The organism is Mucilaginibacter frigoritolerans (assembly GCF_007830615.1).
Lineage (GTDB): Bacteria > Bacteroidota > Bacteroidia > Sphingobacteriales > Sphingobacteriaceae > Mucilaginibacter > Mucilaginibacter frigoritolerans.
Genome location: NZ_VLLI01000004.1, coordinates 172,766 through 190,336 on the forward strand (window position 1 = coordinate 172,766; position 17,571 = coordinate 190,336).

Genomic DNA, 17,571 nt, shown 5'->3' on the forward strand with positions numbered 1-17,571 from the left:
GTTCAGGCACATTTATTTTTAACAACAATTTTTCTACAGAATCAGGTTTGATATTTATAACATATAATTCTCTATAATATACATGAAAAAGTTTTTTTTAACCACACTTTGTGGTAGCCTGCTTGCATTAACCTTACATGCGCAAACCTATGTTGCAGACAAAACTATTGCTTTACCCGGCGATGGCGGATATGATTATCTTTCGATAGATAAAGTAAATAATCGTTTATACGTTTCACATGGTACTGCGGTAAATGTAATAGACCTGGAAACAGAACAGCCTATTGGTGTTATTGCCGATATGAAAGGTGTACATGGTATAGCTATTGATAACAAGGCTAACCGTGGGTTTATAAGTGATGGCCGCGCCGATGCAGTAGTAGCCTTTGATTTAAAAACATTAAAAACTATTGCAACCATCCCTGTTGATGCCAAGGGTCCTGATGCCATTATTTACGATCCTTATACTGATAGAGTATTCAGCTTTAATGGCGAAAGTAATAACTCATCGGTAATTGACCCTAATACATTAAAACAGGTTGGCACAGTTTCGTTAGGTGGCGGTCCTGAGTTTGCCGTGGCCGATGGAAAAGGAAAAATTTATAATAACCTTGAAGATAAAAATAGCGTAAACGTAATTGACAGCAAAGCCTTAAAAGTTGTAAAAAATTACTCCATAGCGCCTGCAGGTGGTCCTACAGGTATAGCTTTGGATGAAGCGAATCAGCGTTTATTTACGGTTTGTCGCCAAAATAAAGGAATGAGTGTTGTTGATGCTGCAACTGGAAAAGTTATTACCACGTTGCCAATAGGTGCAGGAGTTGATGCTGTTGCTTATGATCCGGAAACTAAATTGATATTTTGCTCAAACGGCGATGCTACAACAACCATTATTAAACAGCAATCTGCCAATGAGTATAGTGTAGTTCAAACGCTAAAAACTGCTACCAGGGCCAAGACGCTTGCATTAGATACCCGTACTCATAAAATATACCTTAGTGTAGCAGATTATGAAACAGGAACGAGGAAAGTAGTGCCTGGTACATTTAGAGTATTAGTATTCAGGCAACAATAATTTAATATAATTGTATTATAATGACATTAAATTAAATTATAGTTTAAGTGTTTAATTCCAATAGTAATAAGGCACAAAACTAAATATTCGCAATTAAATTATAATTTACATTCATATCGCTATATTTAGCCCCAGTTGCCCCTTAAAAAAAACATGATTAAAAGAGCCGATTTTGTTTACTCGCAAGAGTCAGAACCACACCGCATCCGGACGAAGAAAATTTTAAAACAGTTTCCGCATTTAAGGAATTTGATCGGAAAAAATCCTTACACCATTTTTGCAATTATTGGTCTGGTATCATTCCAGGTAGTAATGGCATGGCTACTTCGTGACCAATCGTGGTGGCTTGTTTTGGGTGCAGCGTATTTTTTGGGTGCATTTGCCGATCATGCATTATTTGTTATGATACATGAGTGTACACACCAGTTGTTGTTTAAGAATCGTAACGCCAACAGGTGGGCATCTATGTTTTCAAATTTGCCGCAGATATTGCCAAGTGCTATTTCTTTTGAAAAATATCATATCAAACACCATTCTTTTCAGGGTGTTCATGAACTGGATGCTGATTTACCAAATAGATGGGAAGCAAAACTGATCAGTAATTCTTTTTTAGGAAAAGCATTATGGTTATTGTTTTTCCCAATTTTTCAGATTTTCCGTTTATCACGCTTAAAAGAAATTCACCCTATTGATGGATGGATAGTGACCAATTTTGTTTTACAGGTATTGTTCACTACCGCAATATGGTATTTTATGGGCTGGCATGCTATTGCGTTTTTATTGCTAAGTTTTTCATTTTCAGTTGGTTTACATCCGCTGGGCGCACGCTGGGTACAAGAGCATTATTTAACCCACAGCGTTGAGCAGGAAACATATAGCTATTATGGAATTTTAAACAATGTAGCTTTTAACGTGGGTTTCCATAACGAGCATCATGATTTTCCTTCAATTCCATGGAACAAGCTTCCGGAGATAAGGAAAACAGCTCCTGAATATTACGACACCTTATACTATCATACTTCCTGGACAAAATTATTTTTCCGATTTTTATTTGATCGTGAAATATCCCTGTTTAACAGGATTTTGCGCAAGGAAAGAGGTAAAGTTGCTATTACAGACACTTCAAAACCTGATTTGGAGTTAATGAAATTGTAAATTTATTATTACTTTTACGTGACCTCATTAATTTAAATACCCCAAATGGACGAACTACGTGCTTTTTTTTCTAACCATGAAGATGTAACACAGCTTATTTTATATGCTGCTGTTATTACCACTTTATGGTTTTCAGAAACTTTGGTTTCTGCTTATGGTATCAAAAATAAATGGAAACATACTAAGGTAAATTCGTTATTTATCTTTACAGCTTTACCTATACAGCTTTTTTTAACAAGTTTTATTGTATATATTTCTGTATGGGCAAATGCCCATCATTGGGGACTAATCAATTTTATTCCTTATCATAAAAATGTATGGGTTTATTACATCAGCTTGTTTGTGTTGCTAGATTTTTGTGAGTACGTGTATCATGTAGTGATGCATAAAATTGATACCCTGTGGAAATTTCACCTGGTACATCATAGCGATCTGCATGTTGACGTTTCAACAACTGTACGTGAGCATCCCGGTGAAACTTGTGTGCGTACCTGTTGCTTAATGTTATGGACGTTTTTATTGGGCCCAGCTATAGGTGTTTTAATTTTGAGACAAACCTTTCAATCCATATCTAACGTTTCGGCACATACAGAGTTTCGTTTGTCTCCAAGGGCCAACAAAATCATCGGTTTTCTTTTTATTACACCAAACTTGCACCATGTGCACCATCACCATGAATTACCTTACACCGATTGCAATTATGGTGATGTATTGAGCATCTGGGACAGAATTTTTGGTACTTATACCGAGCTGGATCGAGACCAAACTGTTTTCGGCATTGATACGCATATGGACGAAAATATTAACGGTAAATTCCTGAATGTAATAAAAGTCCCTTTTCAGAAATTGGAAAGAAAGAAAGATCATTTTAAAGTTTAAATATACCTGAAGCTCAAACAATTTAACTTAAATTGTTTGAGCTTATATTAGTTTCATTTCTCCCCTTCAAATGATATGCCTCTGGTTTTTGGGCATTAAAATCATTATCTTCACATTAAAAACGTATATCTGCGTTATTAACATTACTATTTTTGCAACATAAAAGAGGAATGAGCCGCACCAAAAAAATACGAATAATAGTACCTATAGTAGTCATCTTATTTTTAGGTGCTTATGGTCGGCATCGTCAGTTAGACCAGGAAAGTAATATAGTTGGCAGGCTGCAGGAAAAGGACATGAATGAGATTTCTGGTATAGCGGCATCTGGTATAACCAAGGGATTGTACTACATTCATAATGACAGTGGCGATACCAGCAGGTTTTTTGCCATACTTCCAACCGGCGAGCTTAAATCAACCATTTATTTTAAGGGAGATAACCGGTCTGGATATGGTGTATTTGATTGTGAGGATATTGCTGTGGGGCCTGGCCCGGTAACAGGTAAAAGTTACGTTTACCTGGGCGATATTGGCGACAATGGTGCAACCCGCCCGTATCTTACGGTTTACCGGATGGAAGAAAAAAAAGAATGGGCCACCACCCAAAAGCTTAATGCCAGTGCCGATCCTATCCATTTAAAATATCCGGATGGTCCAAAAGATGCCGAGACATTAATGATAGATCCTATTGAAAAACTGATGTACATTGTATCAAAACGGCAGGACTCTGTTACGGTTTATACATCGCCATTAAACTATAAGGTTAATGATACGGTTGTGATGACCAAACGTTGTAAACTGTTTTTTAAAGGGTTAAAGTTATTTAAGTGGATAACAGCCGGTGATATTTCAAAAGACGGGCGGCAGGTTTTAATAAAAAGCTATACCAAGGTTTATTATTGGCAACGCATAGGTAACGAACCCATTTGGCAAACTGTACAAAGAACGCCGCAACAATTGCCCTATACCCAGGAAAAACAAGGCGAAGCCATAGGCTTTACACCTGATGGAAAAGGTTATTATACCTGCAGCGAGGGTGTTTATACACCAATCTATTACTATCCTATTCCGCAAAAATAAATTAGGTTATCATTTACTCAGCTTCAACAAAACCACTCCGTGCGGCGCTACTTTAGCATTAAAATTGGGCCATATGCCTACCACATATTTTTGCTGCCATACATCTCTTATCCGGGTATAAGCAGTCAAGTTATTTTCTTTACGGTTTAGGGTGATAGTTTGGTATTTATCTGATGTGTTAAATATGCCCACTGCTTTGCTGCCATCGGCAAGGTCTTTTATCCAGATTTGATAATTATCAGTTTTAATGGCCTGATAGGCTTGTTTTGCGAGTGCATCCTGGTCAATAGCCAATACTTCATCGTTTGCCAATAAGCCAAAAGTAAACCAATCGAGCCGGCCCATATCACAACCAATCAGCAGCGGAGCCGATAGTAAACTCCATAAACTGATGTGGGTATATTGTTCATCCGGTGTTAACTGACTTTTGTGCTGATTGCTTCCCCAACCCACTTCGCCTACTACCAGCATATCCGGATCATTAAAATGGCCTGGCTGAGCGTAAGGGCCATCGGCCGTTTGGTTAAAACCAATAGATGACATACTGTCCCAGCTATCATTAATATCTCCTGTAGTGCGCCAGCTGTTGCCGCCCACTTCTGCACCCCATTTCCAAACATCGCCCATTCCATATTGGCAAAAGCTGAACATGATATCCCTCGGTACTTTATCCAACGATGCACGCATTACCTGGTAAGGCTTTTTCATATCATCTAAATTTGGATTTTTGGCTGTAACAGTTGAGTAAGAGCACCAATCGTATTTAAGGTAATCAATACCCCAGTCACTATAGGTTTGAGCATCCTGATCTTCGTGCTGCCAGCTCCCTAGGTACCCACCGCAGGTAAGCGGGCCAGGCGACGAATAAATGCCCATTTTTAAACCCAAGCTATGCACATAGGCTGTTAATGCCCGCATATCCGGAAATTTTTCATTAGGAGTAATCTCTCCGTTTACCAGGCGTTGCGGTGCTTCCCAGCCATCATCAATATTAATATAGCTCCATCCATGCTGGCTCAACTTGCCGGCCATTGTTTTTGCCGCTGTACGCACTTTAGCATCATTAACACTAAGGCCGAATGCATTCCAACTGTTCCATCCCAGCGCGGGCGTTAAACCAATATTATCGCCAATAATGATGCTGAACTTTTTGCTTTTGCTGCTTTTGTTATTGTGTACGGTAAGTATTGCCGGGTAAGTGCCTTTCTGATTAACCACACCCGAAATAATGCCGGTTGAATGATCAAGCTTTAAACCATCGGGCAAACCTGTGGCTTCAAAAATTAGGGGTCTTTTCCCGGTAGCCGGTATCAGGTATAAAAATGGGTTTCCGGCCCTTGCTCCATAAACGTCTGCACCATTTATTTGGGGTTTTGAACTTGCATATGGGGTAAGCAGGTACGGAGTATTTTCAGTTTTGGTTATAACAGCGCCTGATTGTGTATCTGTAAATGTATAGCTTAATAAGTATGATTTTTTACGCAGCTTTTCAATACTAAAGGTGTATTTGAATGGCTTACCAGTGGCAAAATTAGCCTCGTTAGTGGTTTCGTATATTATTTTATTGTTCTCGGGGTCTGTAACAGTAAAATGCAGGCTGCCTTTAAACTGATAGCTGCCGGTAGTAATCAGCTTAATAGATTTGCTTAATCCTATTTTTTCATCATCATAAATGTAATCGGCATCGGTATTAATGGCTGCATTATCCATCACACCGGCCATGGTTATTTGGTGCTGAATGCCATATAAACCGCCATCGCCACCAGTATCAAAAATGCGTACAGCTAAAATATTTTCTTTATCCCACAAAATTGCAGGGTTATTTGCGGCGATAGTATAGTTGCGCGGGCCATAATTTGAAATTGTGATAGGGCCACGCTTGCCACCATATTTGGCAATCAATTTGCCATTTAGGTAAACCTCGTCGTTATCATCAACCACACCCAGGTTAATACGGATACTATCTTTCAGGTATGATTTTTCTTTTAAGGTTGATGGGATAACCACGTGCAGCCGGTACCAGCCGAAACCATCGTAATCAGGATAACCTTGTATTTCCCAGTTGTGCGTTACATCAATTGATTTCCAGTGTTGGTCGTTGTAATTTGGCGTGGCCCACTGTGTTGAATCGCCTGTTTTAAATTTCCATCCCTCGTTGATAGAAATTCCCTGCGCTGCGGCTTTTAAAAAAAAGACCGCAGCCAGTGAGGTCAGTATAAAAAGTTTTTTCATTAGGTGTTTAGTTCTGTTAGGCAAGCAATTTTATATCCTTTACTTGTGCACAGATCCCAAACACTAATATCACCCACACCCTGATCGCCAGGAGTAAAAGCTAATTTGTTTTTTATTTAGCTGTATGCTTACCAATAAGCTATTACCTTATTACGAGCACACCTGCTATAAAAGTTACTATGTGTGATTTTACCTTTTTCTCTCCTGTAAATTATCCCATTCGGCAGTAAATGTCGCGCTTATAAAGATAGCACAAAGAGCCATATGAGCAAATTTGAGCTGCGTTTATAACAATATTTATACAAACTGCTGTATTACCTGCTGTAATTGATTAGCCTGTACTACACCACTTTGGCGCCACTTGGTTTGACTGTTTTGAAATATCATTAAAGTAGGTACGCTTTGTACTTTATATGCGCTGGCAGCAGTAGGGTTTTTATCGACATCAATTTTTATAATGGTCACCTTATCGCCTAAGGCATCTTTTACTTGTTTTAGTATTGGCGGCATCATTTTACAAGGGCCACACCACTCTGCTGAAAAATCAACCAAAACGGGTTTTTCAGACGCTATTATTTCCTGGAAATTTGCCATAAAATTGGGTTTTATTAAAGTTAACACTTTTATAGGGCTAACGGTTTAACTTTTGGCATTTATTACAATAACGTGAGATCGATATGAGTGCCATGTTTGCCCCACCTAAATCCTCCCCGGTAGGGAGGACTTAAAAAATAAACGCTGGCGAAGTTAGAGTCTCCCCAACCGGGGGAGATTTAGAGGGGGCTGTTTTGAAAAATATTTATATCTTGAACATTGTTCTACTAACCCTAAAAAGCTTTCACAAATGGCAACTGATGCCCAACTTTTAGTAAAAAAACGGATTAGTTCAATTGATATTTTGCGCGGTGCTATTATGCTGATAATGGCATTGGATCACGTGCGGGATTTCTTTCATCACGTTGGCCCTAACAGTGACCCCACAGATATGGCTACCACAACCCCGATACTATTCTTTACCCGGTGGATAACCCATTTTTGCGCGCCAACTTTTGTTTTTTTGAGTGGTGTATCGGCTCATTTAGCGGGTATTAAACGTACCAAAAGTGAACTCAGTGCCTTTTTGATAAAAAGGGGCTTATGGCTTGTTTTTGTTGAGGTGGTTATACTAACGTTTGCTTTTTCACTGAATCCGTTTTACAACGTTTTTATTTTACAGGTACTTTGGGCAATAGGCCTCAGTATGATTTTGCTGGGGCTGGTGGTGAGGGCACCATTAACCGTAATAGCTGTTTTAGGAGGATTGATATTTTTCTGTCATGATATTCTGGATTACGTTACTTTTCCGAAAAGCGGCGTAGCAGCAAATTTAGATAACTTGTTTTTGGTAGCAAGGGGTTCGGTAATTCCGTTGGGAGGTAACCGTTTTGCATTTGACTTATATGCCATTATTCCTTGGACAGGAGTAATGTTTTTAGGTTATGTTTTTGGCAAGCTCTATACGCCTGCTTTTACGCAGCAAAAAAGAAAGAAGATATTGCTCTATACCGGTATTGGCGCGCTGGCCCTGTTTTTAGTTTTGAGGATTATTAATAAATATGGCGACCCGAACCCATGGGCAATACAGCGCGATGGTGTTTATACCGTTCTTTCGTTTTTTAATGTGAGTAAATACCCGCCATCATTATTGTATTCCTTTATGACTATTGGAACTTCGCTGGTTATCCTGTCGTTGATTGAAAACGTTCAGAACAAGTTCACCAATATATTGATCATCTACGGTAATGTACCATTCTTTTACTACGTGCTGCATTTTTACCTCATCAGATCACTGGATGTTATCCTGTTTTTTGCTTCGGGATATCATACTGACCAGATTCTCTCTAAAGACTCGCCATTCCTTTTCAAACCGGCAGATATGGGTTTTAATTTAGGTGGTGTTTACCTGGTTTGGCTGCTGGTAATAGTGATATTGTATTTCCCGTGCCGATGGTTCAGCAAATACAAAAAAACACATCATCAGTGGTGGTTAAGTTATCTGTAAGATTCGAAATTTTCTGGAAAAATTAAGGCCCCGTCATTGACGGGGCCTTAATTTTTTTAATGCATTATTTTAGGTTTTTCTGGTTGTAAAATATTGTTATCTGATAGCCAGTCGGCCATTCTTTGCGGCCAGCTGCTAATTGATTTTAATTTTGAGCGGTAACCCATATTAAATCCATGCTGTCCCTGTGTGTACAAATGCGCTTCAACAGGTGCTTTAGCTGCCCGGTATCTTTCAAGCAATTGCATTAATGAAATTGAGCAGCAAGGGTCATCGTTAGCTGCCAGCAGGAAAAGCGTAGGAGCATTCTTAGTAACGGCATCGGGTATAAAAAGCGGGCCAGGATATATCTGTATTAAAAACTTAGGCATTGCGCTTAAGCGGTCAATAGGGTCTGCTGCATTTGGATCGGGCTGATTTGGCCCGAAGGCTACCATATCAACCACTTCGCCACCGGCCGAAAATCCCATCATGCCTATGCGGGTAGTGTCTAAACTATATTCAGCAGCCTTGCTTCTAACTAATCGCATAGCACGCAAGCCATCTTCGCGGGCATGTACTTCTATTTTATAAGGCGATAGGGTATCACGGCCCAAGCGGTATTTTAATACAAACACGGTTACTCCCAGGCTATTCAAATACTTTGCCGGATCAATCCCCTCTGCTGTCCAAACTAATAACCTGTGGCCACCACCGGGGCAAATTACTACTGCGGCGCCGTTTGCCTTATCTTTTGGTGGCAAAAATACTGTAAGCGATGGGTTATGGATGTTTTTTACCCAGTAATCTTTAGCTTGTTCAGGTTCATTACGGCGGCTTTCAAAACCGGGAGCACCTTTTGGCCACAGCGGAATAACAGTTTGTTCTGTTTGTGCCCATAATGCACAGCAGGCAATAGTAAAATACAGACAAGAACTTTTAAGTATTTGAGCATGTTAATTACGGTTTATTAAATTGATTAAGAGCTTGGGTATTAAGTTTACAAAGCAATTTACCAACTAAAGCGGTATATCTATGTAAAAATATAATAGCTTTTTATGAAATAATTAATAGTTTGATATCAAACTATTAATTTTGCTGCATTAAACATCAAAAAGCTATGATTACTGAATTAGATAAAAAAACCGCGTTGATTTTAATTGACCTGCAAAAAGGCATTGTTGGGTTTCCATTGGTTCACCCGGTTGAAGATGTACTGGCTAATGCAGCAAAATTGGTTGAGGCTTTTCGCAAAGCCGGACAGCCAATAGTACTGGTAAATGTAAACCCTTCTGGCGCTAAATGGACAACCTCCCGCAAAGATCCTGCACCGGCATCAAACTTTGCATTTAAAGAAGACTGGACAGAAATAGTCCCTGAAATAAACGCACAGCCTGAAGATATTTACATCACCAAACATACCTGGGGTGCTTTTTTTGAAACCGCATTAGAAGATGAACTGAAAAAAAGAGGAGTTACCGGAATAGTAATTGGAGGTATATCAACCAGTATTGGTGTTGAAGGTACCGCCCGCCAGGCAAGCGAAAGAGGTTATAACGTTACCTTTGCTTTGGATGCCATGACTGATATGGTTGCAACTGCACACGAAAATAGTGTAAAAACGATATTCCCAAGAATGGGGGAGACCGGTGTTACAGAAGATATTATAGGTAAACTATAATAACGTTATTTATGAATTGAAGGATTATAAGATTAAAAGGATAACTTCTTAATCTTATAATCCTTCTGTATTTTAATTTAGCCTTTCAGCTCTTCATAAGCAGCGGTAATGCCGCGCTGAATGCCATCGCCCTGCCAGTCGGTTATGCCGGGAATTGAGGTAGCTTTTAGCAAGTCTTCCTTGCTTTTACCTGCATTAATGCCGGTTACTACATAGTCTTCCAGTTTTTCCATAAAGTTTTGCATGGCTATTACATCATCCATGGTGCCGGTTACTTTTAGCGGGTCATAAGCATGGCCAAATACAAAAAGGGTATTCTTGTCAAATTGCTTACGGGCATGTTCAAGCGCAACAGGCCAATGTTTTACGGATGCACCTGCGCTGTTGTCAACAAAAGGATAACGACGGTTAAATACCAAATCGCCGGTATGAACAATGTTGGCATTTTCAAAATGAATCATGGCATCGCCATTGGTATGCCCTGTGCCAAAGTAGTAAGCCTTAATGGTTTCATCCCCTACTTTTGTTTTCCAGGTATCTTTAAAGGTATTGTTGGGATAAAGCTGTTTATCCTCTGTTTTTTGTTTTACCGCAACGGAAGTTTGATTGATCAATGAATTCTCATGTGCCGCTACTTTGCTTACGATGCCTTTAAATGAAATGTTTCCACTGGTATGGTCGCCGTGGTGGTGGGTATTAATTAACCACTCAAAAGGCAGGTCTGATTGTTTTTTTAAAAGGCCTATCAGGTGTGTAGCCTGCTCCGGAAATTCAGCATCAACCACTACAATGCCCTCTTTGTTTATCATCCAGGCAATGGTGCCGCCTTGTTCTGAAAATATGCCTACATTATTACGCAATGCTTTAAACTGATAGTTTGGATCAGCAAATGTAGCGGCAAAGCTTCTTTTATTTAATAGTGCTAATGAAGCGGCTGTTATAGCAGTGTTTCTTAAGAAATTTCTTCTTTCCATCGGTAATTAAGGGTTGAAATTATTTATAGTTTATGACGGTGATTTTATACTTTGGGTTGCTTTGCTAATACCTTTTAATGTACTGTAAAAAGCTTTTTAGTTCTACGGCATAAATACCAATTGATTCGCACTTAATTTAACAGATATAAGCCAAATAAAAGTATAAAATTAGTGTAAAAATGTTGATAGAACGTTCATTAAAATCTGTTTACCTTTACCCCCATAAATTATGCCTCAAGCACAAATAACAGCCCAGTATAAATGGCTTTATCTTTTTATTGGTTTAGCAGCGCTGGTGAACTTTAGTGGGTTATTTATCCCTATCATGGGTCCTGATGGTGCTTTGTATGCCCTACTTGCTAAAACCATGGTAATAAGGCATGATTACATTAATCTTTATTATCACGGCGCCGACTGGTTGGACAAACCGCACTTTCCATTTTGGATAACTGCTATTTCTTTTAACCTGTTTGGGTTTACTACCTGGGCCTATAAGCTGCCAGGTATACTTTTTATATTGATGGGGGCCGGCTATACTTATAAGTTTGCCAAAGCAGTTTACAATAAGGAAATAGCCCTTTGGAGTGTGCTGATATTGCTCACTGCCGAACATATTGTATTATCAGATAATGATGTACGTGCCGAACCTTATTTAACAGGGTTAATTATAGCGGCTGTTTACCATTTGTATTGTGCGTATCAAAACAACAGTTTTTGGCAACTGCTTGCCGGATGCATTTTTACAGCTTGTGCCATTATGACCAAAGGCATGTTTGCAATTGTACCTATTGGCGGAGCTATTGCCGGACACTTTATAATTACAAAACAGTGGAAAGCGCTGTTCAGTTTCAGATCATTGCTGGGAATTATTTTAGTGATGATATTTATTTTGCCCGAGCTATGGTGCCTTAATAAGCAGTTTGATCTCCATCCGGAGAAAGTGATTTTTGGCCAAAAAGGAGTATCTGGTATTCGTTTTTTCTTTTGGGACAGTCAGTTTGGCCGTTTTTTTAATACCGGGCCCATTAAAGGCAGCGGCGATCCGTTCTTTTTTGTTCATACTGTTTTATGGGCCTTTTTGCCATGGTCGCTACTGTTATTTGCAGCCGTTTTTCAATATATTAAAGCAAGCAGTAAAAATGTAAAAGCGCACGAGTGGTTTTGTATCAGCGGAGCTTTACTTACTTTTTTGTTGTTTTCGGCCTCTAAATTCCAACTGCCACATTATTTAAATATCGTATTTCCGTTTTTTGCCATAATAACTGCACAGTACGTTTATTATATTAAACTGCATAAAACTATTCGTGCAGTTAATACTACGCAAACCATTGTAATTATTTTATTGCTGCTGCTGGTTTGCGTGTTGCAGTATTTTTTCAGGCCCGCCGTTTTTAGTTTGTACACTGCACTCACGCTGGCTGTACTGTTTTTAATGATGGTTATTTTTCCTGATGAGATGGGGCATTCCATTAATCATAAAATTATATACCGGTCGGTTTTAGCATCATTTATTATTAACTTATATCTTAATCTGTCGTTTTATCCTTCATTAATGAAGTATCAGGCGGCAAGTGAAGCGGCTATGTTTATTAACCAAAATAATAAGCAAAATATCCCGGTAGTGGTTTTGGGTGATGATTATGTAACGGCATTTGAATTTTATATAAACAAACCCATTACTAAAATAGATGCTGCCGGAAAAGGGCAATTACCTGCTAAACCATTTATGCTTTATGCTCCAGCCGATGTTATTAGCAGTTTAAATTCAAAAGGCTGGCAAACAAAACCATTAAGTACCTATGAACGTTATTGGGTAAGCCGCCTTAAACCTGCGTTTTTAAATAAATATACCCGCGTAAAAGAGTTAACAACAACGGAAGTAGCTTTAGTGAATTGATTTTTTTAGTTTGATTGTATCATTACGCAATCTGTTGCGTAATGGATTAATAACCAGGTGAACTAAATTGTTAAATCTAAGCTTTATGGTACAACACAAAACTCCGCTGTTAATATTATGTTCGTTTTTAATTGGCTTTGCTTCCTGCAAAAAGTCAAATGTAAATCCTCATTCGGGCCCGGGGAAAGACCTGGTGCTTTCTGCTATTGAGCAGCAAAAAGTTACCTATGACAATGCATTTACCCTGAAGCTGTTTAAAAACCTGGATAGCGCCAATACTACTAATTACAATCTTTTTGTATCGCCCTTGAGTGTAAGCTTTGCATTGGGTATGACCAGTAACGGAGCTAACGGTACCACCTTGATGCATTTAAAAAAGTGCTTAATTTTAATAATTTAACGCAAGATCAGGTTAATACCTATTATCAAACTTTATTAAATAATTTACCTGAGCTAGATCCCAATACTACAGTTAAAATTGCCAATTCAATTTGGTATAACCAAAATTTGAGCGTGTTGCCGCAATTTTTACAAACCAACAATACCTATTTTAATGCCAAGGTGCAGTCGCTTGATTTTAGCAATTCGTCATCCGTAAATACAATTAACAGTTGGGTAAATACACAAACTAACGGTGCAATTCCATCAATCGTTAATCAGATACAAGCAGGTGATGAAATGTACCTGGTTAACGCCATCTATTTTAAAAGCATCTGGAACGAAAAATTTGATCCAGCAAAAACAATTCCTCTGCCCTTTACCCTTGCAGATAACAGCCAGGTGCAAACCAGTTTTATGGATGGTAAAATTGATTTTAAAAGATATGATAACAGCGAAGTTCATGTTTTTGAATTGCCTTACTCAAACAACAGGTACAGTATGGTTATAGCAATGCCCGAAACAGGTACAAGTGTAACCCAATTAGCCGCCGGGCTTGATTCTGCCAAATGGAATTTGTGGATAAATAGCCTCAACCCAATCAACAGCGAATTAAAGTTGCCTAAGTTTAAATTTAGCTATAGCGCTAGTCTCAATGGCCCATTAGCAGAATTAGGAATGGGTATTGCTTTTTCTAATGCTGCTGATTTTAGTGGGATTAATGCTACGCTTCCGCTGCAAATAAGCCGTGTAGATCATAAAGCCTATATTGATGTTGATGAAAGTGGTACAACAGCTGCTGCAGCAACGGTAGTAGTGGTAGGAACAGCGGCAGCCCCAATCCCACCGCCAACTGTAATTGATCATCCTTTTATATTTGTAATAAGACAGGTGAATACCGGGTTGATCCTTTTTGCCGGGGTAATGAATAATCCTTTGCAAACAGACTGATTACAAATGTTACATTTTAGTAACTTAGGGCTTACTATATTGCACCATTAATTAAAAATCCTAAGTATTATGGACAATATTTTAGCTACACTGTTTGAGCTTCAGCTTAAAAAATTAAAGGAAGAAATAACCAGCTTTAAAGACGAGGCCAATCTTTGGAAAAAAGTTGATGGCATAACCAACACTGCCGGTATCCTGACGAGTCACCTGATAGGGAGTCTTAATTTTAGCGTCGGCACAACAATAGCCAATAATGGATATGTCAGAAATCGGGAAGCTGAGTTTTCTGAAACAGATATACCCCGCGAAAAATTAGTAGCCGGGATAGATAGTTTGATCGTAGTAATTAAAAGTACCCTGGGAAACATAAGCGAAGAAAAGCTGGAAGAGAAATACCCTATAGAAAAAATACAAGGCCCTAATACTACCAGATTTTACCTTACCTATTTTTTTGGCCATTTAAATTATCACCTGGGCCAAATCAATTATTTGAGAAGGATACTGGAAGCTTAAAGCAGATGATATCTATATAAAACAAAGAAAAAGGGGCTGTTTTCAATTTGAAAACAGCCCCTTTTGATATTTTATCCTATCATATTGCCCATTTTAGGGTCGCTGTATGATGGTCTGCCGGTTTCAACGCGGCCTGCATAACGTTTTTCAAAAGTTTCGTGACCAAGCACTTTTATGCTGAAATCGTACCACCCGTAACTGTTAACCAAATCAAGTACCAGCGTTGAGGTATGGCCGGCTTCCACTACCCGTTTACGGCTGTTGGTTTTATAACCATGATCTGTAATTTCAACAATGTACTGAGCTTTGCCTGTGTTTTTTAGCTTTAATTCAATGTTTCCACTTAGCTTTTTGCTGTCGGTAAGGCTGCGTTGATATTCGCAAACAGCATCAATAGCGGGGTCGGCAGCATTGCCTTTAAACTCGCGGAAAAAGCCGTTTGGCCCATATACACGTAAATGATAATTGCTGTTTTCAAATTCGTGTAATGGCCATTCATCTGCCAGGGTATCGCCCGCTATAGCAGTATAGGCCCAGGTGCGCACATCATCCATAATTTGCTTGCCATCTTTTTCCTGCAGGTATTTGCCCGGTGCATACACATTGAAAGGTGAGCCCGATGCATCTTTACCAAAAATTTCATTGCTGGCAGTAAAGTTTAAGTTAAAGGCAGTTTTATCTGCATTTAATTTACCATCAGCATATAATTGATAAGGCAACGCGCACGATGGCTTGATGCCTTTTTCCTGTTTTGGCAAATAAGATGAAGTATGAGGTGCGGTGTTAATTTGTGCTATTTCATCAGTAGTTAATACCTTATAATCATCGGGCACTTTTTTAAATTGTGCTTTATGGATGCTTTCTGCAAAAGCATCTTTGGGCAAAAATTCAGGTTTAGGTATTTCATCACCTTTATAAGGCCTGAAAACGGACGTAAGGTCACCGCAAACGGTACGTCTCCAGTCGCTGATGTTATGTTCTTTTATGTTTTTTCCTGTTTTTTGATTCAGGAATGTCTCCAAAAATTGAAGGGTAGAGGTATGGTCAAATACTTCCGAATTTACCCAACCACCCTTACTCCAAGGCGATGCAATAACCATAGGTACACGATAACCCAAGCCGATAGCGCTTTCTTTATTAAATACTTCGGGGAAGTTATTACGGGCAAGTTCCTGTTCAAGGGTCACAAACTCCACACGGGTGTCAATGCCTTTGGATACCTTGCCTGTACCATCTTTATGGGAATGTGGCGCTACAAATGGCGGAACGTGATCAAAGTAACCATCATTTTCATCGTAAGTAAGGATGAAAATAGTTTTTTTCCAAACCTCAGGGTTTTGGGTCAGGATATCCATTACTTCTGATACATACCAGGCACCGAACCATGCCGAACTTGGGTGATCAGAAAAATGCTCCGGTGCCGATAGCCAGGATACTGTTGGCAGGTTACCGGTTTTTACATCTTCCCTAAACTGATGCAATACATCGCCTTTAGGCACCTGAAATTCGCGTTCTGTACCATCGTCGTTATATTTTAAAGTAGTTAGTTGATGGAAATCCGGATCGTTTTTATTATTGCTGAATGCTTTTTGGTGGATGCTTTTCTCGCGGTCTGTTAGTTTATCAAACATACCCAGCTTGTATACTTCACGTTCTTTAATTACTGCTTCCAGGTATGATTTGGTTTCCCTTAATTGCTGTTTTAAATGCCATGCCTGTTTATCGCCTGCTGGTAGAGCATCAATTTTCTTTTGCAGTTCGTTAATTTTACCGGGCAGCTCATCTACTCTTTTTTGTAGGGCAATGATGTGCGGCTCGTGCAGGTGAACGTTATATTGTGCAAAAAACTCCAGTGGATTATCCTGGAAGTTTGACAACCACGGATCTTCTTCGCCATCAAAGCCGGTGTCAATGGCAACTTCGTTCTGATAGCATTTCCATGATATGCCTGCATCTTCCAAACGCTCTGGGAAGGTGGTCCATTTAAGAGTTCCATAGTCCATGTCATCGTTCCAAACATTAGCCTTTGCATTTTCATTTTGTTCTTCACGTACGGTGCCTGTCCAGAAGTAAAGACGGTTAGGGTTTGTACCTGTTAATGATGAACAAAAGCTCTGATCACATACTGTGAAAGCATCGGCCAGAGCATAATAAAAAGGAATGTCATCGCGGGTATGATAGCCCAGCGTTAAAGGCATGTTTGAATATTCAGGGATGCTGTTGCGTTTGTTTTCCAACCATTGGTCAAACTTGCCTTCATTACGCGCATTTACCTGGTTGCGCCATGAATGTGGCAACGAACTCATCCAGGTAGCTTTGGTGTTTTTTATATCCAGACGAAAAGGTGCATAAGTTTCACCTTTTTTATTTGATTGCAGCCAAACCTTGTTTTTGTTAGGCAGATCAATAGCACGCGGGTCATTATAGCCCCTTACGCCTTTAAGCGTACCAAAGCAATGATCAAAAGAGCGATTTTCCTGCATCAAAATAACAATGTGCTCTGCATCCATATAGGTGCTGCCCGGCGCAGGGTTAATAGCCATTGCTTTTTGAATGGCAGGCGGCAAAAAGTTAGTTATACCTGCAGCTCCGGTTAATAGTGCCGCTTTTTTTAAAAAGTCTCTCCTGGTATCCATGGTGATTATTGGGGTTCATGATTCATTGTTGATAGATCATGGCTGATGCAGGATCCATTTTTTATGATACATAAACAATATGCTATTTTTTTTAAATTATA

Annotated in this window: 13 protein-coding genes and 1 pseudogene; 9 read left to right on the forward strand and 5 right to left on the reverse strand. The window is 39.2% G+C overall.

Going from position 1 to position 17,571, the window contains the following annotated elements; all coding sequences use genetic code 11:
* Positions 1-82: 82 nt before the first annotated feature.
* The 4 genes from JN11_RS08395 (at position 83) to JN11_RS08410 (ending at position 4,188) form a co-directional block, all read left to right on the forward strand.
* On the forward strand, positions 83-1,075 hold the full coding sequence (locus JN11_RS08395) for a YncE family protein (RefSeq protein WP_144911591.1): 993 nt from the start codon (positions 83-85) through the stop codon (positions 1,073-1,075).
* A 153-nt stretch (positions 1,076-1,228) separates the two neighbouring features.
* Positions 1,229-2,230 carry a fatty acid desaturase gene (locus tag JN11_RS08400; protein WP_144911593.1) on the forward strand — a complete coding sequence of 334 codons (1,002 nt, stop codon included), beginning with the start codon at positions 1,229-1,231 and terminating at the stop codon, positions 2,228-2,230.
* Positions 2,231-2,275: 45 nt separating this feature from the next.
* Positions 2,276-3,109 carry a sterol desaturase family protein gene (locus tag JN11_RS08405; protein WP_144911595.1) on the forward strand — a complete coding sequence of 278 codons (834 nt, stop codon included), beginning with the start codon at positions 2,276-2,278 and terminating at the stop codon, positions 3,107-3,109.
* 170 nt (positions 3,110-3,279) lie between these two features.
* Positions 3,280-4,188 (forward strand): hypothetical protein, encoded by a 909-nt coding sequence (locus JN11_RS08410; RefSeq protein ID WP_144911597.1) that lies wholly within the window; start codon positions 3,280-3,282, stop codon positions 4,186-4,188.
* 9 nt (positions 4,189-4,197) lie between these two features.
* Here the strand turns inward: JN11_RS08410 and JN11_RS08415 are convergent, their stop codons facing one another.
* A complete protein-coding gene (locus JN11_RS08415; RefSeq protein ID WP_144911599.1) occupies positions 4,198-6,420 on the reverse strand; it encodes a putative Ig domain-containing protein in 2,223 nt (740 codons plus the stop codon).
* Positions 6,421-6,717: 297 nt separating this feature from the next.
* On the reverse strand, positions 6,718-7,014 hold the full coding sequence (gene trxA / locus JN11_RS08420) for a thioredoxin (RefSeq protein WP_144911601.1): 297 nt from the start codon (positions 7,012-7,014) through the stop codon (positions 6,718-6,720).
* A gap of 250 nt (positions 7,015-7,264) precedes the next feature.
* Here trxA and JN11_RS08425 point away from each other — a divergent pair, with 250 nt between their 5' ends.
* The gene (locus JN11_RS08425) at positions 7,265-8,461 is read left to right on the forward strand and encodes a DUF1624 domain-containing protein (protein WP_144911603.1); all 1,197 of its coding nucleotides are present in this window, start codon (positions 7,265-7,267) and stop codon (positions 8,459-8,461) included.
* A gap of 56 nt (positions 8,462-8,517) precedes the next feature.
* Here JN11_RS08425 and JN11_RS08430 read toward each other — a convergent pair whose 3' ends face one another.
* Positions 8,518-9,204 carry an alpha/beta hydrolase gene (locus JN11_RS08430; RefSeq protein ID WP_246138967.1) on the reverse strand — a complete coding sequence of 229 codons (687 nt, stop codon included), beginning with the start codon at positions 9,202-9,204 and terminating at the stop codon, positions 8,518-8,520.
* Positions 9,205-9,560: 356 nt separating this feature from the next.
* Between JN11_RS08430 and JN11_RS08435 the strand changes: the two genes are divergently transcribed.
* Positions 9,561-10,121 (forward strand): isochorismatase family protein, encoded by a 561-nt coding sequence (locus JN11_RS08435; RefSeq protein ID WP_144911608.1) that lies wholly within the window; start codon positions 9,561-9,563, stop codon positions 10,119-10,121.
* Positions 10,122-10,198: 77 nt separating this feature from the next.
* Here the strand turns inward: JN11_RS08435 and JN11_RS08440 are convergent, their stop codons facing one another.
* Positions 10,199-11,095: an MBL fold metallo-hydrolase gene (locus JN11_RS08440; RefSeq protein ID WP_144911610.1), complete on the reverse strand. Its 897-nt coding sequence runs from the start codon at positions 11,093-11,095 to the stop codon at positions 10,199-10,201.
* 229 nt (positions 11,096-11,324) lie between these two features.
* Here JN11_RS08440 and JN11_RS08445 point away from each other — a divergent pair, with 229 nt between their 5' ends.
* The 3 genes and pseudogenes from JN11_RS08445 to JN11_RS08455 all read left to right on the forward strand — a co-directional run bounded on the left by JN11_RS08445 (position 11,325) and on the right by JN11_RS08455 (position 14,834).
* The gene (locus JN11_RS08445; RefSeq protein WP_144911612.1) at positions 11,325-12,992 is read left to right on the forward strand and encodes an ArnT family glycosyltransferase; all 1,668 of its coding nucleotides are present in this window, start codon (positions 11,325-11,327) and stop codon (positions 12,990-12,992) included.
* 85 nt (positions 12,993-13,077) lie between these two features.
* Positions 13,078-14,321 (forward strand): annotated as a pseudogene (locus JN11_RS08450) (serpin family protein).
* A 69-nt stretch (positions 14,322-14,390) separates the two neighbouring features.
* Positions 14,391-14,834: a DUF1572 family protein gene (locus tag JN11_RS08455; protein WP_144911614.1), complete on the forward strand. Its 444-nt coding sequence runs from the start codon at positions 14,391-14,393 to the stop codon at positions 14,832-14,834.
* Positions 14,835-14,905: 71 nt separating this feature from the next.
* Here JN11_RS08455 and JN11_RS08460 read toward each other — a convergent pair whose 3' ends face one another.
* Positions 14,906-17,470, reverse strand: a complete 2,565-nt coding sequence (locus JN11_RS08460; RefSeq protein ID WP_144911616.1) for a phosphocholine-specific phospholipase C — start codon at positions 17,468-17,470, stop codon at positions 14,906-14,908.
* Positions 17,471-17,571 lie beyond the last annotated feature (101 nt).